Genomic DNA, 23,568 nt, shown 5'->3' with positions numbered 1-23,568 from the left:
AAGTTATCTTTAAAATTAATTAAATTTGAGTATAAAAAAAGAAATAATTAGAAGAGTGAAATACTCTTCTATTTAATTGTTATTTTTGCATTTGTACTAGATGCCTCATACAACAAGTATTGCCCAGCATAAGAAATCTTAGCTGTGTATTTACCTTTTTTGGTAAGTTTAAGTTTAAATGTTGCTTGACCTTTCGCATTAGTCTTAGCGGTGTATATTTTACCGTTAACTTTTAAAGTTATCTTCTTACCAGCAGCTAAATACATTTTACCGTCAATGTTTTTGACAGTCGAAAGTGTTACTTTGTATTTTTTGGTTTTTGCAGTTGCTTTGTATGCTTTTGAAGATGCTTTAATGTAGGTAGGTTTTTTAACAATAATAATTCTATTTACCGCAAATGAAGCATTATTGTCTTCATCACCTAAAAATGCAGATGCAAATGTGTATACTCCAGCATTTTGCAAACCAATTAATTTATTGACAGTACCATTTTCATCAGTAGTGTACCAAGCCAATATACCATTGTATCCAATACCAACTGATTTGTTTACTAATGGATTGCCACTAGGATCAGTGAGACGCAGTGAGTAGTATCCTCCTTTTTCACCAGTTATGGCTTCACAAGAGTATTGAGTGTAATCTTCAGAAGTAATCACACTAGAATCAGTTACTTTAGCCATATTCTTTAATGAAATTGAGATATTGCATCCAAGCAAAGCATCTCCCCCTTCATAATTAATACATACTAATTTATCAGTAACATTAGAAATTGCAAAAGTACCTTTTTCATCGGTTGTAGTAGTATACTTTACACCATCAATAGTATATGAAATAGCAGCATTTGCAATAGATTCACCAGTACTAACAAGTAAAGTAGCAGTTATTTTACCACATTCAACAGTGATATTATCAAATTTAGTGCTGAATTCTTCTAAAAAGATTGAAGTTGCTTTGTAAACTGAATCATGTTTTTCATCACCAGAGTAAATCACAACGATACTGTGATTTCCAGCAGAAATACTATCAATAGTATATGTAGCATTTCCATTCACATCTAAAGAAACAACCACTCCAACACCATCAACAATAATACTAACATTGCCAGTAGCATGAGGAATATTAACAGTTACCTTCACATCTTCACCAACCTTAATATCCCCAGGCACCATGATATTTACTTCAGGAATTTCTTTTGAAACATTGAAATGAATACTTTCTACCTTAGGAAGATAATGATTATCACCAAGATATGCAACAACAACACTATGATTTCCAGCAGAAATACTATCAATAGTATATGTAGCATTTCCATTCACATCTAAAGAAACAACCACTCCAACACCATCAACAATAACATTAACATTGCCAGTAGCATGAGGAATGTTAATAGACACAATAACGTCTTCACCAAGTTTTATTTCACCAATAGCAACATTTACATCAGGTGCTAATTTATCAACAGTGAATTGATTAGAGCAATTAGAATGCATATAGAATAAATTACCTTCAGAGTATGCAGATACAGTATAAGTATTAGCATTTAATCCAGATACAATTAATATAGCTTCACCATTTACAAGATTAAGAGAGTATTTTTTACCATCTAAAATTACTTCAACAGCAATTGATATATTTTCACCAGATTTAATGTGGATTTCTGCATTTTGACCAACGAGAATATTCTCAACCTGAATACTTAATTTAGGGTCAATTGGGAAATTATTTTTAACTGTGTTATTCACATTTTGATAAGTTACAGCAGAATTTCCAGTTAAAGCACTAGAGTGTAATATGTTATTAACTACAGTGTTATTAGTAGTAGATTTAAGATCTATAGCATATTCTGTTGTAGTAGAATTAATGAAGTTTCCAGTAATTATATTGTCATTTGAGTTTACAGTTACAAGATCTGATACATTATTTTCTGTGAATGTTGTGTTTTTAGCAGCAGATCCAACATTTACAGTAGTCAGAATAGTGTTTTTGGATGCAACAACGTTTTTACCATCAATTGTTAATGATTTAACAGTGTTTCCGGTTAAAGTACATCCTTCGGTTGCAGTTAAAGCTCCTTCGGCAATATTGTTATTTTCTACTAAACTGTAAGTGCCGACACTCATTGATCCTCCGCCGGTAATGGTGTTGTTTCTGTATATGTTTTCGGTTGAAGTAGCGCCCCATTGATTGACAATTGCATTGCCTTTAAAGTTCAATATGCTGTTATTTTCAATAATGTTGCCTTGTCCGCATACAGTAATTCCGTACATGAATGGGGAAGCGGGAACTTGGGAGTTGATTATGTTGTTGGTGTAGTTTACAAATTGAGGAATTTCTCCAGATCCCACAAATATGTTGGAAGACAATACATTACCAGAAGATCCAGTAATTAAGAACTCATTATTGTCAAATGTTGCATATTTGCCGCCTTTACCTAAAACAACACAGCTTGAGCCAGTGCCGCCGTTTTCAAATTTTGAATTTTTAACGGTAGTGTAGTAGGCATTAGAGTGTATGGACAAGAATCCTGTACCTGCGCCAACACCGCTCATATTAGCTTTCATATAGATATCATCAACAGTTACGTAAGAAGCGCCTTTGATGAATAGATCGCCGTTAATAATGCTAATGCCTGTGATATTAGTGTGGTTTGCACCCTCAACAACATTGAATTTTACCCAGTTACCAGGATTTACTCCACTGTCAAATACAGCATCTCCAGTAGATGAAATAACATTTACAGGAGTATCAATATATACTGAGTAGTTTCCACCAATAAATAATCCTTGGAAGTCCAAAGTAGCTCCTTCAGGAACAATATCTACTAAATAATTACCATTATCCTTATTGAAGTAGTAATAGAATGTTTCATTAGTAATTACGCCATTAATAACTTGTAAATTACCAGTGACAATGGTTGGAGCAATTAACCCATCTCCATTGTAAGTTACTTCAATAGCATTATCCCCTGCAACTAAATCCTCTGCATCAACAACCTGAGTTACACTACCATTCACTAACGGCAATTCCTCAAATACTTTATTTCCAATTCTAATTGTTACATTACCAGTACCACCAGCAACATTAACAGTAATTACACCATTAGTTCCAATCCATACCATTTTAGCATCAATAGAAATTTCAGCTTCAAATGGAGGATAGTTATTTTCAACAACACCCACATAACCTTCAGCAACTGAATTATCACCAAATAATTCATTAGCATATAAAATATTACCAGTTACATTGGCTGGAGTTCCATTTAATACTGAAACTGTGTATTTGCCTGTGGTGAAAATTGTATTATTCTGAATATCAAATGAACGTTCACCATACATGAATTGTTCATAACTTATACCATAAACCGGAGCTTCGTCAACATATCCTGCAACATTGTAAGTGTAAATAGTGTTATTATATGCTTTAACATCCCCATTTTGAATTTCAATACCTGATATTAATGCCCATGAATGAGAAGAACTTGCATAACCGGTTACATTGATAAAGTTATTAGCAATATATAAAGTAGATGGTTCACCAGACATGCTTGCAACATAAATACCTAAGTTAGGGCCGTTAGATACTGAAGTTATATTGTTTCCAAGAATTTTTACTTCAGAAGTGGTACCTTGTAATGCATATGCAGTACCTGCAGCATTTTGTCCACCTTTGGTGGATAAATTAAAGTTATTATTAGAAATAACCAAATTAGTTGATTTAGCAAAGTTCATTGCATAAAGATAGCTAGATTTACCTTGTTCACATAATTCATCAATAATTGAGATATTATTGTGGTCAATCAAACCGTTAGTTACAGTACTAATTAACATTGCCTGAATAGTTGGGAAACTAGCATTGAAGTTATTTGAAGCTGCAGTAATTATATTGTTAGTGATATTTAAGTTTTCAACTGTTTTTACTCTAACGGCATTCACATAATTTAATCCTAATTCTTCCCAGTTATTTACATATAATGCTGGATATTTAACTCTAATTATGTTTCCATCAATTACAATGTTACTTGAATCAACTATATTTACACCTAATGCATGATCATCATTATCTACACTGTGATTACTTTCAAATGTGATTATGTTATTTAAAAGTTTTACATTATTCTGACCATTTACATTAATAATTTCAGCAGATACATCACCAACAATGTAAGTAATATTTAAGTTAGATAAAGTTACATTACTTCCACCAACAGTAATCAATGAACCAAATTCCATAGTTGAATTTAAAGTAAGATTACGAATAATTACATCATCATTGTTAATAATAATGCACATATCATTTAATACAGCATTTTCACCAGTAATCTTAATCGGCTTATCAAGATATATGTAATATGAAAGTTTATTAAATTCTCCTTTGAATATTAACTCATCAAATGGCACATCCCCATTTAAGAATCCGGTATCATCAAAGAATTCATAGAATACCTCTTCAGTTACTACATTTGTTAATGCGGTGAATGTAGAAGTTGCAGTTCCAACACAAATATAGTCATCGCCATTATAGGTAACAGTAATGTTATTTTCGCCAACTGCAATATCAGAAGCATTAACTTTAATAGTTACAGTGCCATTTACTAAAACAACTTCAAAGTATTCTTTATTGTTTACTTTTACAGTTACATTACCAGTTGCATTTACAACAGAAATAACAATAGTATTATTATTACCAACAAATACTGTATTGGCATCAATAGTTATAATCGCATTGCCACCATTCCTAACAACTGTGTTATTATTGCCTTCAACATAATTAACTGCTTTATCACCCAAATAAGAAGCACTAGACAATTTATTATCAGTTACAACGTTATTAGAAGTTGATTTTAAATCAATTGCATAAACAGTTTGAGTATTAATCGTATTATAAGTAAGTCTATTGTCATTTGAGTTTACAGTTACAAGATCTGATACATTATTTTCTGTGAATGTTGTGTTTTTAGCAGCAGATCCAACATTTACAGTAGTCAGAATAGTGTTTTTGGATGCAACAACATTTTTACCATTAATTGCTAATGAGTTAACGGTATTTCCAGTTAAAGTACATCCTTCGGTTGCAGTTAAAGCTCCTTCGGCAATATTGTTATTTTCTACTAAACTGTAAGTGCCGACACTCATTGATCCTCCGCCGGTAATGGTGTTGTTTCTGTATATGTTTTCGGTTGAAGTAGCGCCCCATTGATTGACAATTGCATTGCCTTTAAAGTTCAATATGCTGTTATTTTCAATAATGTTGCCTTGTCCGCATACAGTAATTCCGTACATGAATGGGGAAGCGGGAACTTGGGAGTTGATTATGTTGTTGGTGTAGTTTACAAATTGAGGAATTTCTCCAGATCCCACAAATATGTTGGAAGACAATACATTACCAGAAGATCCAGTAATTAAGAACTCATTATTGTCAAATGTTGCATATTTGCCGCCTTTACCTAAAACAACACAGCTTGAGCCAGTGCCGCCGTTTTCAAATTTTGAATTTTTAACGGTAGTGTAGTAGGCATTAGAGTGTATGGACAAGAATCCTGTACCTGCGCCAACACCGCTCATATTAGCTTTCATATAGATATCATCAACAGTTACGTAAGAAGCGCCTTTGATGAATAGATCGCCGTTAATAATGCTAATGCCTGTGATATTAGTGTGGTTTGCACCCTCAACAACATTGAATTTTACCCAGTTACCAGGATTTACTCCACTGTCAAATACAGCATCCCCAGTAGATGAAATAACATTTACAGGTGAGTTAATGTATACTGAGTAAGTATTACCTATAAATGGTCCCCGGAAGTCTAAAGTAGCTCCTTCAGGAGTAGGCAATAAGTATCCATTTTCATCAAAGTAGTTGAAGAATGTGGAATTGGTAATGACTCCGTCTAAAAGTCTGAAAGTAGTATTGGCTTCACCAGCATTAACCAATTCACTACCATTATAAGTAACAGTTACATTGTTAACATCAATTAAATCAGCAAATTCAACCAATTGTGATACTTTTCCATTAATAAGTGGCAAATCTTTAAATTCTTTATTATTTACTTTGATAGTTACATTACCTCCAGTAGCATTTGTAACAGATACAACAATGGTAGCATCATATCCTGCAAATACATTTGGAACATCAATAATTATTTCAGCCAGATATGGAGGGTAATTGTTTTTAATAACATTTCCATTACCAGACACAATAGTTGCAGCTGAATCGCCCCATAATTCATGACCATGCAAATTGTTAGTGGTTACATTAGAATTAATAGCATTTAATAGATATACTGAATATTTACCTTTAGTGAATATTTGATTATCCCTAATATCAAATGAATGATTCCCATTTATATTCTGAGCATAGCTTATACCATATAAATAATTATTTTCATAATAATCACCAATGCTTTGAGAGTAAACTGTGTTATTGTATACTTTAGCAAGAGTATCTTGGAGTTCTATTCCTGAAACTAAAGACCAGGAACTAGTATTAGTTGCTAAACCAGTTACATTAATTAAGTTATTGGTTACAGTAATATAAGATGCACCATAATAGTTTTGTGAGTAAATACCTAAAGTAGGACCGCGACTAATTGCGGTTAAAGTATTTCCGTCAACTAAAAGACCTTTGTACGGACCAGTTAATTGAATTGGATAAGCAGTGCCTGCACCGTTTGTACCTGCAGTGGAGTTAACTAAAATGTTGTTGCCCATTATTTGAGCATCGTTACAAGTGTATAAATCTACAACATTAGAGTAACCTGCACCGGTAGTTATGAAATCGGTTTGAGCAATAGTGTTTTTACTAATTAATAAATTAGTTACATCCTTAGCCATGATAGAATCAAGTGTTGGGTAACTTCCATAAGCACCAATTACATTAGTATTTATTCTTGCATTAGCAATTGTTACATTTTCACTGCCTTGAATACCAATAGCTAAAACTAAATCAGCATCAATGCCGGATTCTTCGTAATCCACATCACAAGCAGGCAAATTAGCATTTATGTTTCCACCAGTTACAACAACATTGGTTGAATCACGAACTTTAATAGCATATTGGTGATAACCAACACTTCCAATAGAATTACTAACAATGTCAATGACTATTCCGGATACGGTTAAGTTATCTACACCATTAGCAAATATTCCATATGCTTCACTATTTGCAACAGTTTCATAATTAATTTTTAATGCATTTAAACTTACATCATCTCCAGCAACATAAATAGCAGAACCAGAAATTCCATTATTAAGGATTAAAGTAAGATCCCTTAATGTAATATCCTGAGATACAACATCAAAAGTAATATTATTAAATATGCCCAATTTACCATAATTATTAAATGTCATTGGTGCTGTGAATGTTATTTTATTAATTCCTAAATCTTTAGCATTGAATGTGTCCCTGAAAGTTAAAGAATTGAATGGAATATCAGTGTACATGTATCCATCTTCATCAAAGAAGTCGAAGAAGTTAGATACGTAAATATTGTTATTGTTTCCGCTGACTTTTATAGAACCTGTTCCGAAGTTTTCTTCAAATAATCCTCCATTATCCCTGTATTTAGCAACCACATCATAAGTACCTTCATCTAACGAAATAACAAATTTGCCCTTTGCAATACCATTTGCAACTGTTAAATTGGCAAAAGAGATGTTATTAATGAATAATTCTATATTGCCTTGATTTACGATTGTTCCGCCATCATCAGTTACATTAATTACATAAGTTGGCCTATCCCCTTTTTTAACAGTGATATTTTCTAACTTAACATTAATAGTGGAAGATATCAAGTATATCATTTCACTTTGATTATCGACAGTGACTTTAATATATTTTAGGGTTAAAGGAACATTATAAACATAGCTGAATTCACCGGATTCTAATTTACCTTTAATATCGCCATTAGATGTTGAAATAGTTACATCACGAGGTATGCAAATTGGGTTTTCCAATTCTCCAACAGCAACTCCATTATTGTATGAATTGATATTGGCAGTAATTGTTACATTTTCACCAGCCACAATTTCAGTATCATTTGAAACTGTTAAAATAGCCCATCTGTTTAAAGTTACTTTATCTGAAACAAATCCTTTAGGTGAATCGTTAGTTCCCCACCAGTTATCATTTGCAGTTACTTTAGGAGTAGTATAACTAGTTACTCTTGAATAAATTGTATAATTTGAATTATCCAAGTTATTGATGAATACGGAATTTGCAATATTCGCAGTAGCAGCCCTGACATAAATGGCTCCACCACCAAGACCTTCAACAGAGTTATTTTCAAATAATGAGTTATAAACTGTTAAGGTTTCTTTAATATCCTCATATGAACCAACAAAACTTATCGCTGCTCCACCATGATTACTTGAAGCATCTTCACCTTTAGCAGTGTTAGAAACAAAGTTGCATGAAGTAATATTGGCTTTATTGGTGTTTACTATTTCAATAGCCCCACCTCCTGATCTTTCAACATGGTTTGAAGTGAAGTTGGAGTTAGAAATTAATAAATTATTCTTAGCCTGTTGTACGAAAATGGCTCCTCCGCCGAAATTGCCTGTACCTACAGCACTATTATTACTAAATACAGTACCTTCAATTATTAATTCAGGAGTTACACCTATTCCTGCATTTTGAGTGAATATTGCACCTCCATTTTCCTTAGCTTTGTTGTTTTCAAATATTGAATTCCTGATAGTTAAAATACCTGCGTTGTAAATTGCACCACCGTTTTTAGCGGAAGTGGAATTAGCAAAAGTACAATTTTCAATAGTTAAGTTTCCTGCATTTCCAATTAATGCACCACTTTCACCGGTAACATACCCATTTGCAAAGGTAACATTAGCTATGAAACCCTTAGCATCAGCTCCAAAGTATAATATCCTGTTGGCATTTTCACCATCAAATATTACATTACCAACACCAATTATAGTTAAGTTTTCACTTATATATCCTAAGTTGCCGGTTTTATAGGTGCCTGCTAAAACAATGATTTTTCCTTTTGAAGAAATTTCAATAGCATGTGCCAAGGTTGCAACAGGTTCTGCTTCACTACCTAAATTAGCATCGCTACCATCAGGAGATACATAAACAAATTCAGTGCCCAATGGAATTTTTGCAACAGCATCTTTATACGAAGCGGTAATATACTTATCATTTGCATCAATTGTGTAAGTTGTAGAAGCTTCACCATTTGCAACATCGACCTCTTCATTTAAGTTACCGCTACTAGAAGTGAATGTTACCTTTAAACCATCAGGCAATACCCTATTATAATTAACAACACTACCATCAGCATATACTAAAGAACTGAAAGCAGCATTAATTGTCACTTCATCACCAATTTGAGCATCAGCCGGATTAATATTAGCAGTTAATGCTATCCAATTTCCAATATCAATATTATCGGATACCTTATCACTAGGTTCGACATTGGTTCCCCAGAAGTTTTCATTAACATCTGCAACGTATGATTTATTATCGGCATAAATTGCTCCATTTACGTCACTGAGGATAATGGAATTAGTAATGTTTAGTTTATTCAATCCAGCAGCAGACAAAGGATTAGAGGAATTACTAACATGATATTTTAAATAGATTTCAGAACCATTATCGGCAACATTGTTTTTGAATACAGAATTATTAACAGATATTGCACCAGCAGAAGCATAAATTGCACCACCTTGACCAGGTCCCCCACCAGTAAGAGCAACATTGTTTTCAAAGTAACATCCATCAATATCCATAGAAGCATTATTGTTTACGTAAATAGCCCCGCCTTTACCTCCATAATAAGTTCCAGAGATGGCAGTGTTATTTATAAAACTACAATTTTTAACAATAGCCTTGCCTGATTTTCCTGTAGAATAAGCAGAAGAAGTACCACTTACATAAATACCAATACCCGCACTTCCACTTGAGGAAGTACCTTTATTTCTAAAGAAGTTTGAATTATAAACTTCAGCATTGGAACTTGAAATATATAACCCATATTTTAAGAAATTATCAGTAAAGTTACAATTATCCACATGTAACTTACCCTGATTTTTGACATAAATACTGCCATAACTAGTAGAAGTTTTATGAGCGGCATTGTCACTAAATACAGAATTAGTTACAGTTAAATCAGCACCATCTACATATATCAATGATTGGCGATATGTTTCACCACCATTTTTAGTGAAAATACAATTATCAGCAATTAAAGTCGCATTAGTATCCATACGAATAATGGAACCTGAATTAGACTCATTACAATTAGTGAATGTAATTCCAGAAATATGTAAATTACCAGATTTTACATATAATGCCCTACCTCCTTTACCATCAAAGATGACAGTGCCATTAGAAGATATGTATAATGCAGCAGTAGTTTGAATATTGTTTACAGCATAAGTACCTGCATTAACAATAATTTTACCACTTTTTCCTTCTCCTTGAGCTAATTCTACAGCTTTTGCTATGGTTTTAACTGGAGCAGCAGCACTACCGTTATTAGTATCATCACCAGCAATAGCATCAACATGAATTATTACGGAAGGAGGTGCATTATAAAGTTCCGGAATTTCAACTGTTAAATCTTCACCATTACTTAATTGGTAAGTGCCATCGTTATCAATAACCCAAACATCAGCAACCACACCATCAGGCAAACTATTAGATCCCCAATAATTATAATTTACATCATAGTCTCCCCCATCAGCAAATCCGGTACCGTAAGTATTGCCCCTAATGTTACAGTAGTTCATAGTAAACTCTTTATCAGGCGTTTTATATAATGCAATTTTAGGACAGGAATTGTTTGCAATTACTGAAGTTGTAATGTTTATAGAATGAGTATCATAAAAAATTCCATCCCCAGCAGCACCATTTGAATTCTTCAATACAGAATTATTAACAATTCTTGAATTTTTAATATTAAGATTGCCTGAAGATCTAATAATCGAATTTGATATGACATTACAATTTGAAATTGTAAGATTAGAGAAGTATGCGGTTGGTATGGATGATCCACTACCATATAAATAAACAATTCCCTGCATTTGGCCACTAGATCCCGAATATGTAGAATTATCAATTAAAATATTTTTAAGATTATAAACACCATTACCAGTTAAATAAATACCCCCAGTTCCAGCTGTGGCGCTAGATTTGAAATTAAGTATTTTTATGTTTTCAATGGTTGCAGCAGCTGAAGTATATATTTGGAATGCGCCAAATTTACTAGAGCAATCAATAAAAGAACAATCCCCCATATATAAGTCTTGGTTTCCACCAATTCTCATAGGAAGATTAAATTTACCTGCATTTACATCCTTAAATGTTAAATTTTTAAATGAAAGAGCAATTCCATTCTCAGATATTTTAAAAATACCTGCATTAGAAGAATTAGAAGTAATTATTACACCTTCTTGGCTTTCACCAACAAAAGACATGCTTTTTTTTGGAGAAACTACAACATTTTCGGAGTATAATCCATTTTTTATAAAAATAGTTTCCCCACCAGTAACTTTATCCGAGTTAACAGCAGCAGAAATGGTTTTATAAGGATTATCCTCAGTCCCTTGTTCATCATTACTTGTTGAAGAACTATCAACATAGATAGTGTCTCCACTCGCACTTACAACTTCCCCACTATAATCACTGGTTAAGTTAGTATCGTGCGTAATATCTTCTGCACTAACCGTACCGATGCAAAATACCATCAATACGAATAGAACCATACAAATAAACGTATTTTTATCCAAACTTTTCATCCAATCACTCGATTCAATGATTTTAAAAATTATAAAGCCCACATAAGAAAAATTAAACTGAACTTTATATTATTAATGTATATACCAAGTAATATATAAAGTAATACAAATTGAATTAAATTAAACTATAAATGATTAAATTTTGAAATAAAATAAAAATTATGAAAATAAAGAAAAAATTAGAATCAACTATCTTCTTTTAATAGTTAATTTCTTAATGATAGTTGTTTTTGAAAATCTAACAAGTATCTTGTACTTGCCGACTTTTAACTTAAGTTTTATTTTTATAGTAGCTATGCCTTTCTTATTTGTTTTAGCAGTGTATCTTTTACCTTTAATTTTAAAGATAATTTTTTTACCCACAATAGCTTTTCCTTTAGAAGTTTTTAAAGCGGCCGAGTACTTATAGTATTTGGATTTCTTCTTAGAAAGATCTTTAGCTTTAAGAATCTGTTTTACAAATAACTTATTGAAAACAGTGAAATCTTTATAAGTAGTCATGACAGTGTAAGTTTTAGGAACATGTTTTACTTTAAAAGAGGCATAACCCTTGGAATCGGTTTTAGCCGTGAATGTATCACTTCCTATCTTAAATTTAACTACCTGGCCCTCACCTACATAATTGCCATCATCACCAACAATGCGAACTTTGAAGTAAGATCCATCTAAATAATCCATCTTTAAATTGTAATTATCTGTTATTCTTTTAACAATTGTTGATTTATAAGTTGAATTTTCACCACTGAACGGATTTAAAACAACAATATCCCAAACACCAACTTTTAATTTCATATTTAAAATAGCAACACCCTCAACATTAGTTGTAGCATTATATGGAACACCATTTACAAGGAATGTAATCTGAGCATTAGCTAGAGGGTTTCCATCATTTGTAAGCAATAATGCCTTAAAATCAACTCCACTATTGTATCCGCGAAGCATATCGTTTGCTTGAATAGTGCCCAATACATTAACAGTTGAAGTCAGATTACTTGCACAATACTTTATGCTGTCATTAAAATTAATAACCGCCACATAACGGCCCTTATTTAACTTTAAGTTAAGGTATATCCTGCCCAAATCATCAGTAGTTAAAACATACTTTTTATTATCAATGCTGACAAGAACCGTTTCGCCAACAACAGCATTATCATTTATATCTTTTAAAACAGTTATTAGATTATCAGAATAATAAATAGTATTATTTAAAAGTTCAATGTAAGTATTTAATCGATTGACTTGGATTTCCAAAGGCTTTGATATAGATTCATACTTATTATCTCCCAAATAAGTCACATCAACAATGTTTTTTCCACCAGACAGATTTGGAATTTCAATATTGGCTACACCATTATTTACAGTACCATAATAAATGTCATTGCCAATTCCACAAGATACACTTCCCATTGCATCAATAGGCAAACAAACAGTTATTATAGCAGTTTCACCAAAAGTGATATTGCTCGATGAAGCATTAAAAGTTGAAGGTTCCATTTTGGCATAAGAAAATGCATAAATTCCATTAGTTGTAGTTAAATAGATTATTCCATTATTCCCCATAACCGGATTTCCAATTACTTGATTTCCAATGTAACTTTTCCATAATAAATTATTTTCACTATCAAATGCATAAAACATGTCTTTTGAACCAATATAAATATTTCCATCATTTCCAATTAGCATACCCGAAGTAAAAGTCAAATTAGAAACTAATGATTCATTACCATTAACCAAATCATATTTATATAAGTTTCCTAGTGAATTAATGAAATATAATCCTTGTTCTTCATTTAATGCCAAATACTTGCCAATGCCACCTGTGACTTTGGTTTTCCAGATTATACTGCCTTCAGAGTTAATTTCAACAATGTCATCATCCAATACTCCATAAATCATATTTCCCGAACCTGCAACAGGACGGACACCATTAGTATTGCCAGAAATACTTGCTATAATTTGTTTATTTAAAATATCAACAATTTTAAGACTATCATTACAGGCAACAACACAAATATAATCATTAACAATGACGGGAGCTGACTTTGGACTAGATTTTCCCAAACAAATCAATCTTGGATCTCCTCCACTTTTCCACAGATTAAATGGTGCAATAACTAAATTATAATCACCAGGCTCATATTGATATTCACCAGCTATGTATAAATTTGCATTTGAATCAACAACAGGTGCAAACCTGCTTGATCCTTGGTGAATAGAACCATATTTTTTTCCGGTGCTTTGATTAATTAAATGAAGAGTATTTCCTACTTCAGGAGCTATAATAAAATCACGGCTAACCGCCAAACCAGAATAATTGCCTCCAACTTCTATACCATAATACCATAATTGATTTCCATCATTATCAAATGAATAAATACCTGAAGTCGTAACCACATAAATATTTCCATTAGAATCAATTACCAAATTTCCAATCGCCTCACCAGTTAGATCATTATTCCAAATAATCGCCCCATTCGAATTAGTTTCATATGGGGATTTTCCAGTATTATGACTATCATAACCTTCATTTGACCATTGTGGAGTGTTATAATTTGAAACCTTAAACTGAGTACTGTTTTGAACTGTCAAATAATTATCGCTGGATAAAATTGCAGAAACATCATAAACCCCAAAAGACAGTCCCTGAAGTTCCAATGAAACTTTACCTGTAAGTGGAATATTCTTTGTAACATTAAAATCACCACAAGTAATTGTAATATTTCCACTAACCCCACTTAAAACAGTTACCGAAATCTTTTCATCATCTCCAACCATTATATCATTTACTGTGATTGTTAATGTAGTAGTTGCTTTAGCTACATTAAATGAAGATGTGCAGTTGTTAGAATTGAAGACATTATTTCCACTATAAAATACAGATGCAACTTTATCTCCAGCAGACAAACCTGAAATAGTTACCCTGGCACTTCCATTTATAGTGGAATTTGTGTAATTTTTACCATCCACACTAACAGTGACATTTCCATAAGCAGTATCATTTAAAACTATGTATATAACTGCTGATTCACCATAAGTAATATCTGCCACATTTGCCGATATGGTTGTGTTCAGTTTATCAACAGAAAAACCAATTGAATTTTGACTTGGCAAATACTTATCATTCCCATTATAAATAGCCACAATATAATAATCTCCTCTAGAAATAGAATTTATTGTATAATTAGCTTTAGAGTTAGTTAATGTTAAATTTTCTTCCTCATTATTCATTATTAATGTTACGTTTCCTGTTACATTTGGAGAAACCTCAATTGTTAGAATAACATCTTCACCAACTTTAATTTCTCCAACTGAAATATTGGTTGTTGAATTTAGTTTGTTTACAGTTATTGAAATGTTTTTGTTACTTGCGGCATAATATCCATCACCAGAATAGGAAATTAAAATAGTATTTTCTCCAACAGACAAATCATCAATATTGAAGGATGTTGTTGCATTTTTAATTTGTTTAGATAATGTTTTATTGCTGTAATTAAGTGTCAAAGTGCCTGTAGCATTGTAATGTAAAGTTATTTCAATTGTAGTGGTCTCCCCAACTGAAACAGCATCATCAAATGAAACAAACATATTGGGATCAATATCTGATTCTGTAAAATTAACTGTAGCATATACACCATTATAGCTGGCGGTTAAACTGCCCTCAACATCTGTTAAAGTAAAGAGAGTATTTGCAATTCCATAAACAATTGTGACTTTATCTTGACTAGAATTACCTCCGGTTGTTGAAATATCAAGTTCAACTGTTGGCAAATTACTTGAATCCCAATAAGAAACGTTTCCATCTTTATCATATTTATTATTTAAATCAAAGGTCACGATTGCAGTTTCCTGTTGGAATATAGATGTTGCATTAGCAGATGTAGTTAAAAACAACCAATAATCACAATGAGATAATGGTGAAATTGGAGGAGCGATATTGTAGTTATCCTGAGTATTTCCAAACCAATTTCCACTACAATATATTTTCTTTAAATTTACATTAGATTTAGAATTGAAAATCGCATTATTCGAATTTGCAAAATTATTGCCTAGGAATATGGAATCACTTACATGAATTTCACTAGAAGAAAATATTACGGCACCATATGCCCCAGAATCAGTGTTATTTATAAATAATGATGATTTTACCCAAAGAACACCTCCAGTTGACATATATATTCCTGATGTTCCTCTATCCCCACTATTTTTTGAAAATACGACATTGGTGACGGTTAATGTCTTCTGATTATTATTGTTAGCATTATAATATAAACATCCTTCTTTAACATTATTATTTGTAAATGCTGAATTTGAAATGAAACATTGAGTTCCAGCTGTTGATTTAATTAATGCATTGCGTTTTGCAATATTTGCAATATTTGAATCAAATACCGAGGAAAGGATAGTATAGGTATTGGCTAAAATTAAAATTCCAGTATTGCTTTTGAAATTTAAATTACTTGCTTCAACTGTGCCTCCACTCTCAATTAATGCAGATTCATATGAATTTGATTCGAAAGTGCAATTTTTCAATTTTAAAAATCCTCCTTCATGATTAATAATTCTCTCATCAGACGAAACAGCCTTTTTACAATTTCTAAATACCCCATTTACAATTTCAAACTCAAAATTGCCAATATTGAAAATATTCCCATTGGCAGAAATTACAACATTATTTTCACAAATAATTGATAGGTTGTAATTAACATTAAGATTTGTCTCTGAAAATGTTCCATCCAATATTTTTATATTTCCAGTTGAATTTGCAAGTTCAATAGCTTTCGAGATTGTTGCAACCGGATTATCTTTAGATCCATTATTGTTGTTATTACCTGATTTTTGTGATACATGAATATACTCTTTCGGTAAACCTACAGAAACTTCATTACTTGTACTATTAGATATGGATGGAACCACATAAACTTGAGCTTTTATGATGTTTTTTATATTCAGTGTGAAATCTGTGGAATTTACTGTTTTAATATATTCGCCATCCATGTAAACATCATAAGTGGCTTTGTCTAAAATGTCAGAATCATAATAATTTGCATTTTTTAAGCTAGCATCAATATGTAGAGTTACTTCATTCCCTATCCTATCATCTGCTGTGAGTTTGAGTTTTGAAAATTCAATTGAGTTTCCAGAATAATAATTATCCTGCAATATGCATTTTGAATAATGCGCTAATCTGATAACTAATGCATCACCTACACGAGTATGATTAATAAACCTATTACCAATCAAAGTAACATCAGGTGAACCATGATCAACATGTTGAATTGCACAGATGGCAGTGCCAATAGATGCACTGTTAGATATGAAAGTGGTATTTAATACAGTAATGCCTCCTTCATCCATAATTGATATAGCACCACCACGACCAGTACCGGTAGTTGATAGTTCATCCAAACTCCAACATAAGTTCTCATTATGATTAAATAATGAATCTTTAATATAAATATATGGAGCATGTAAATATTTACAGGCACCTATTGCACCACCGCCATTATTAGTAGTGCAATTATTACCTACAAATATAGTATTATAAATCTGCAAGTAACTATATGTATATAGTGCACCACCATTCCAACCAGCCACATTATCGGTGAAGTTAGAATCATATATCGTTGTATTTGCACCGCCATGAGTATGTATTGCACCTGCCCACCAAAAAGCGGCGTTCCTGTAAAAAGTGGAATTTCTCACAACCAGTATTCCGCAATTATTAATGCATCCAGGTTCGGTTCTAGCGTAATTACCTTCAAAGTAACAATTATTTACCTCACCTCTAGCTCTTGTGCATAATGTTGTAGGATCATCATCGGGATTATATACACTCAAGCAACCGAAATCAGTAGTGCAGTTTGTAAAAGAGCAATTTGTTAAAACAACATCCCCTTTCATAATATGCAGGATAGAAGAGTGACCTCCAGTCATGGAAATATTATTAAAAATACAATTTTCAACAGTGTTAGTTACATTTCCTCCCATCTGTAAAAATATTGCATTAGGTTCAAATTTTGAGGAAATCCATTTAAATGTGACATTTTTTAAGGTTATACCATGACCTGAGTTTTCAGATACACTAATAGCCAAATATTTAATTGAACGTGCATTAGCAGAGGCATCTCCAAAATAAGCTCCGGAACTTCCAATGATTGTAACATTATTATTTACCTGTATTTGATAACTAACATCGTCAACGTCAGTCGGATAAAAATTGGTATTCTCTTTAAGTTTTAAAACATAATTCCCATCATTTAAATAACAATAATACTGCAATTCATCCCAATTATTTACAGTAATCTCTTCCAAATTATCTCCAATAACATTTTCAGCACTGTTTGATAAAATAGAAGACGAATTATCATTCCCATTTACTTGATTTAAAGTTGAATTATCCAAATCCTCTGCACAAACACTACCAATACTTAAAATAAGTATTAATAATGAAATACCAATTAAAAAGTTTTTTGTTTTCATAAAAATACAACCTAATTGATATGAATTATCATATAGATTTATTGATAAAAATATATAAAGTTTTAAAGTATATTTGAAATTAAATAAAATAATGTATAAATAAAGTGTACATCAGCATTATAATTTGAGTTTTAAATGAATATAAAGTGTTTTTAATCTAGATTCCCTCTAAAATGATTAACAAACACATTTTACAGATGTATCCATCAAAACAAAGTCCTAAGGCATGGTGGTGATTTAAAATATGAAGATTTTAAAAATAGAAAATAAAGCTATTGAGAATGTTGAAAATATTTTAACCCAATAGCTATGGAATTTAAAATATAAACCCTTGATTCTTCTTGTGTTTGTATGAAATTTCAAACGAATTCAATGCTAGATTTTTTAAAACTTCAATATCCTTTTCATTGAAACCTGCAACTTCTTCCCATTGACATTCAAGGCGATTAATCTCTTCTAAAATTTCAATTCCCTTATCCGTCAAACAACAATCATATGCAAGGCCATTTTCAGGATTTTCATCAATTTCGATTAAATCTTTTTTAGCAAGTTTTTGGTATTTTTTTAAATATAGCTCTGAATGTAGATTGAATAAATCATTTTTATCTGCTTTTTCATATTGTCTAATTCTGATACGCTTGTGATGAGGTTTCTCATGTTTTTTAACCTGTTTTAATAGTTTAATTTGACTTTCATGTAAAAACACACTTAAATTTTCACGAACGTATGTAACTTTAGATTCTTCAATTATTCCCACCAATGAGGAGGGACTCATGTTTTCTATAGCTTTTTTATGTGGATGTGGCATATTATCACCTTATTTCATTTGTCCAAAGATTCCCATTATGATACTCAGGCAAGTTCACATGCAGCAGTATTCATTGCTTGAAAAACTGCTTTTTCGACTGCCATATACATCAGTATTGTAATTGCAACCAATTAATATTTTTCATCAGCATTACATCACCCATTTTCTATTTTCCTAATTAAGTAATTAGTTTTTTTAACTACATTCCCATTACCATATGCATTTGCAATTCTTTTGACTGCATCCAAGTTCTTGACAAAATTATCTAGCCATGAGAAAATATCTCCCGGATAAACTTGAATCTGATATTTTTTAAATAGTTTGTTTGAAATATCTTGAGGATCTCTACCTTTAAGCCTTTCATGGACAATTACTTCTGAAATTCCCCTTTGCATGCAACTGCAAAATGGCCTATCCTGACATCTGCATTGCATAAAATCACTTTGAAGAGCTATTAATGCCTCTTGGAATTTTTTATCAATTTTGTCAATTGCTTCTCCTGAAGATATTATATCCAAGGTTGATTCTGCAAATAATCTTGTCGAGAATTTGATTTTTAAAGCATTTGAGATTTGATTGTGAATGACGCTTGACAAATATACATTGTCAAACATTTCCAAATCCAGCGCTATTGCTAAAATTAAAACTTTAAGCTTGTCATACTTGTCTTTTTTCTTATACATTGGAGATATGCCAACATATCTTTTCAAGTAATTTCCATCATGAAGTGTATTTTTAATAAACTCCGCATCATCAATTGATAAAAATGATACCGATGTTGCCCTTCCATATTTAGTTATTTTTAATCTGTTTGAAACCCTATCAATTAACCCTAAGTCTTCCATTTCCTCAATAGCTATTTTAATGCTAATCGGAACATCGATGCTTTTATAAAATTTATTTAACTCATCAACAGAGCCGATAGAAGTTGATGAAATATCTGCAAGGATCTGTTCGTAAGATGACTCCTCATCATATTCAATATAAACATCTTCACTGTTACTTTCTAAAAGGTCTAAGGCCATTGCTTCTTCAGATTCTCCTTGAAAATCATTTCCAACTTCAGGAATTAAATAAACAATGCCTCTATCATGATAAGACGGCCTTCCAGCACGCCCCAACATTTGTGAGAATTCATTTGGATTGATCCATTTATTGCCCATCACTAATGAGTCAAAAATTACTTGGGAAGCTGGAAAATCCACACCCGCAGCAAGAGCTGCAGTAGTTACAACACAAGAAATCCTGCCCCTATCAAAGTCCTTTTCAATTCTTTCTTTTTTATAATAAGATAATCCCGCATGGTATGCATGAGCATTGATACGTTTATTATTTAAATAATTAGCAATTTGGTGAGTTTTACGCCTTGAATTAGTAAATATGATAGTCTGTCCACGATATCCTTTCTTAGATTTGGTATTGAATTCCATTTTAACAAGTTTCTGCATGATGTGTCTTTTTTGGGATTCGTTTCTTACATAAACTAAATGACGCTCCAAAGGCACTGGGCGCTCAGCATACTCCACCAATTTCATGTTAAATTCAGAAGCTAAAAATTCAGGATTTTTAACAGTAGCTGACAAGCCTATAATTTGAGTTTTAGGATACAAATGTTTTACACGCTTAATTAAACCATTGAGACGTGTTCCCCTATCCTCATCATCAATCATGTGAATTTCATCAATTAAAACTACTCCCAACTTAGACAAGGTATCCGAATTTCCATTACGCAAAAGGTAATCAATTCCCTCATAGGTTGCAACAACAATGTCTGCTTTGGATATGTCCGAATCCGGCAGATTGAGTTCCCCTTTTGCTTTTACGCGATTTCTTCCAACTTTAATAGATACTTTTAAACCTAGTTTTGAGTATTTCTTTTTAAAATCACGATATTTTTGATTTGCAAGAGCAACTAATGGAGTCAGGAAAACAAATTTCTTGCCATTCAGGGCTTTTGCAATTCCTGCAAGCTCCCCAACTAAAGTTTTGCCCGAACCCGTTGCACTAACAACCAGCAGATCCTCACCTTTTAGAAGTCCCTCTTTAATGGCCAAATATTGAACTGGCAATAATTCAGTGCTTCCAGAATCTAAAAGAACCTTTTTAAAGTTTTTAGGAATTTTTAAACGTTTCATATCCACCGGCGGAATGATATGTTTGGATTTGCGGGTTTTATCAAATAATGTTAATCTCCTATTTTTTAAGGGGTCGAAATGAGGATCCAGGATTGATAAAGTTTTTTCTAAACTATTTGTTTTTTCTAATGTTTTTTTAAGATTTCTAAAAATCTTTTTATCAAATCCTTGAAGCTTCAACTCTTCTTTAATAGTATCATGAGCACAATCTTTACAAATTAATTGATTGTGATAACCATATGAATAATCTGAATTGACAACAGTAATATTTCCCTCATAAGCACAGTAATCGCATACCCTTGTGCGCCTAACTTTAATATTAAGTGATGTTAAAAATTTTTCAACATTCTCATCAGGTGTTGCAAGAAAAACCGCTTGAGAACGCAATAGTTTAATTACCTCTCCTGGAGGAAGTAGTGTTTCATTTAATGTGGAGGTATCTTTAAAATTATAATCAGCTACAAAGCGAGAAATAGACAGCGAATCTCCATCTTGACTAAATTTAATATTGCCTACAAAGTCAGGTTCTCTTTTATGATTCAATGCGCCTTTTGGTGAGCCGACAGGATACAGTTTCCACTGTTTTTTAATATTTTTTAAAACTAGCATTGTTTATAATTATATTGTTAATGGTTAATAAACATTAAAAAAGTGAAAAATTTGATTATTCTTTATAATCAAATTTAGTTTCCAATACAATAATAATTACAAAACCGATTACTGCAACAATAAGGCAGGGGATAAAACCTGAAAAGTCCATACCCACTGAACTGACGATTTCCACACATGGAACTTTTAGTGAACCAAGCATTATGCCAATTAGAAATGCCATAGTTACTTCTTGATGATTTTTTAACAAGAAATTAAGGATTTTTGAAAATCCAAGAATTCCTATTACTGCACCAACTACAAATGTGACTATTTCAGTTATCTGAAGTTGATGAAGTGCATTTAACATATACTTATATTGTCCAAGCAAAAATAACAGGAAAGATCCTGAAATGCCAGGTAAAATCATGGCACAGATTGCAATTATTCCTGAGAAAAATATTACAATTAACGAGTGATTTGCAGCTATTGGATTTAAACTTACAAAGATGTAAGTTAAAATAGCTCCAACTATTGCAAAAATTAAATTTTTCATGTTTAATTCATCGAGTTTTTTAAATAATATTACAGCTGAAGCTATAATCAATCCTAAAAAGAATGCATAAGTTACTGCTGTGTGGAAATCCATACAATAAGTTACAACTTTTGCAAGTGTTAAAAAGGCAACTCCAATACCTAATATCAGAGGTATTAAGAATTTAAAATCGATTTCTTCCAATAATTTTGACCAAAAACCACTAAAATCCCCTTTAAGCAATGGTTTTAAAAATCCAAAACGAATATTACTTATTGCTTCTACTAAATGTCCATATATCCCAGTAATTAATGCGATTGTTCCTCCGGAAACTCCGGGAATAATATCCGCCGAACCCATAAGAATTCCACGAATAAATATTAAAATTGCTTCTCCGATATCAAAACTCAAATTATCACCATACAACATTATTAGTTTAATATATGTTATATAGCTTTCTAAAAAAAGAAAAATAGAATAATTCAAAAGAATTATTCATCCCTAAACGGTTGCGGGAGTTCGCAAACTCCACTATCTTTTGCTAGGTATGCATAAGCAAATGCTGCACAAATTGCACCTAAAATTGGTCCAATCAAGTATATTGGGTAATATACCCAGAGATTTTGACCACCAAGTAACATATCCATTAAGTATGGTCCAAATGTACGTGCAGGATTAATTGAAGCACCAGTGAATGCGCCTAAAACTGCAATTACTGCTGCAACAGTCATACCAATTGATATTCCAGCAAAACCAGGTTCTGCTTTTTTATCAATTGCAACACCCATTACAACCATCATTAAGAAGAATGTGCCTAAGAATTCTGCAAACATAGCTTGCAGGTAAGTTACGCCAAGTCCCGGAGCTGTTGCACCTAACCCTCCAATTGCTACAGCCGGAGCACCTAAACATAAGTATAATGATAGGCTTCCCAAACATGCGCCGATTACTTGAGCAACAATATAGTAAATACTGTCCTTTAAAGCAATGTTTTTAGTTACAAGCAAACCAATAGTAACAGCAGGATTTAAATGTGCACCAGATATCTTACCGAACACGTAAATACATATCATTACAGTTAGACCAAATACTAATGCTATTGCAATCCAGTCTCCAAGACCTCCTAAAATACCGATTCCAACATTATTAGGGTCAATGCTTTGTGAAATTAAAAGTGTCACAACAGCTGAGCCAGTACCGAACAATACGAGAAAAAATGTTCCCAAAAGTTCTGCAACGAATTTTTTTCGTATATTGCAAGTCATTTTA

6 protein-coding genes are annotated in these 23,568 nt (G+C 32.2%); all 6 read right to left on the bottom strand.

What is annotated here, in order from left to right:
* Nucleotides 1–68 precede the first annotated feature (68 nt).
* A complete protein-coding gene (locus Q9969_RS01285) occupies nucleotides 69–11,753 on the bottom strand; it encodes an Ig-like domain repeat protein (RefSeq protein ID WP_305553573.1) in 11,685 nt (3,894 codons plus the stop codon).
* Nucleotides 11,754–11,942: 189 nt separating this feature from the next.
* The gene (locus tag Q9969_RS01280; RefSeq protein ID WP_305553570.1) at nucleotides 11,943–18,233 is read right to left on the bottom strand and encodes an Ig-like domain repeat protein; all 6,291 of its coding nucleotides are present in this window, start codon (nucleotides 18,231–18,233) and stop codon (nucleotides 11,943–11,945) included.
* Between the two features lie 316 nt (nucleotides 18,234–18,549).
* A complete protein-coding gene (locus tag Q9969_RS01275) occupies nucleotides 18,550–19,041 on the bottom strand; it encodes a hypothetical protein (protein WP_305513278.1) in 492 nt (163 codons plus the stop codon).
* A gap of 155 nt (nucleotides 19,042–19,196) precedes the next feature.
* Nucleotides 19,197–21,785: a DUF5814 domain-containing protein gene (locus Q9969_RS01270; protein ID WP_305553567.1), complete on the bottom strand. Its 2,589-nt coding sequence runs from the start codon at nucleotides 21,783–21,785 to the stop codon at nucleotides 19,197–19,199.
* Nucleotides 21,786–21,840: 55 nt separating this feature from the next.
* Nucleotides 21,841–22,659, bottom strand: a complete 819-nt coding sequence (locus Q9969_RS01265; RefSeq protein ID WP_305554132.1) for a DUF368 domain-containing protein — start codon at nucleotides 22,657–22,659, stop codon at nucleotides 21,841–21,843.
* Nucleotides 22,660–22,790: 131 nt separating this feature from the next.
* Entirely contained in the window at nucleotides 22,791–23,564 is a 774-nt protein-coding gene (locus Q9969_RS01260) for an MIP/aquaporin family protein (protein ID WP_305553564.1), read from the bottom strand.
* Between the last annotated feature and the right edge of the window lie 4 nt (nucleotides 23,565–23,568).

Origin of the sequence: Methanobrevibacter sp. V74 (assembly GCF_963082495.1) — an archaeon.
GTDB lineage: Archaea > Methanobacteriota > Methanobacteria > Methanobacteriales > Methanobacteriaceae > Methanocatella.
The sequence above is the reverse complement of the archived record's forward strand: the minus strand, read 5'-3'. Positions and strand labels throughout refer to the sequence as shown.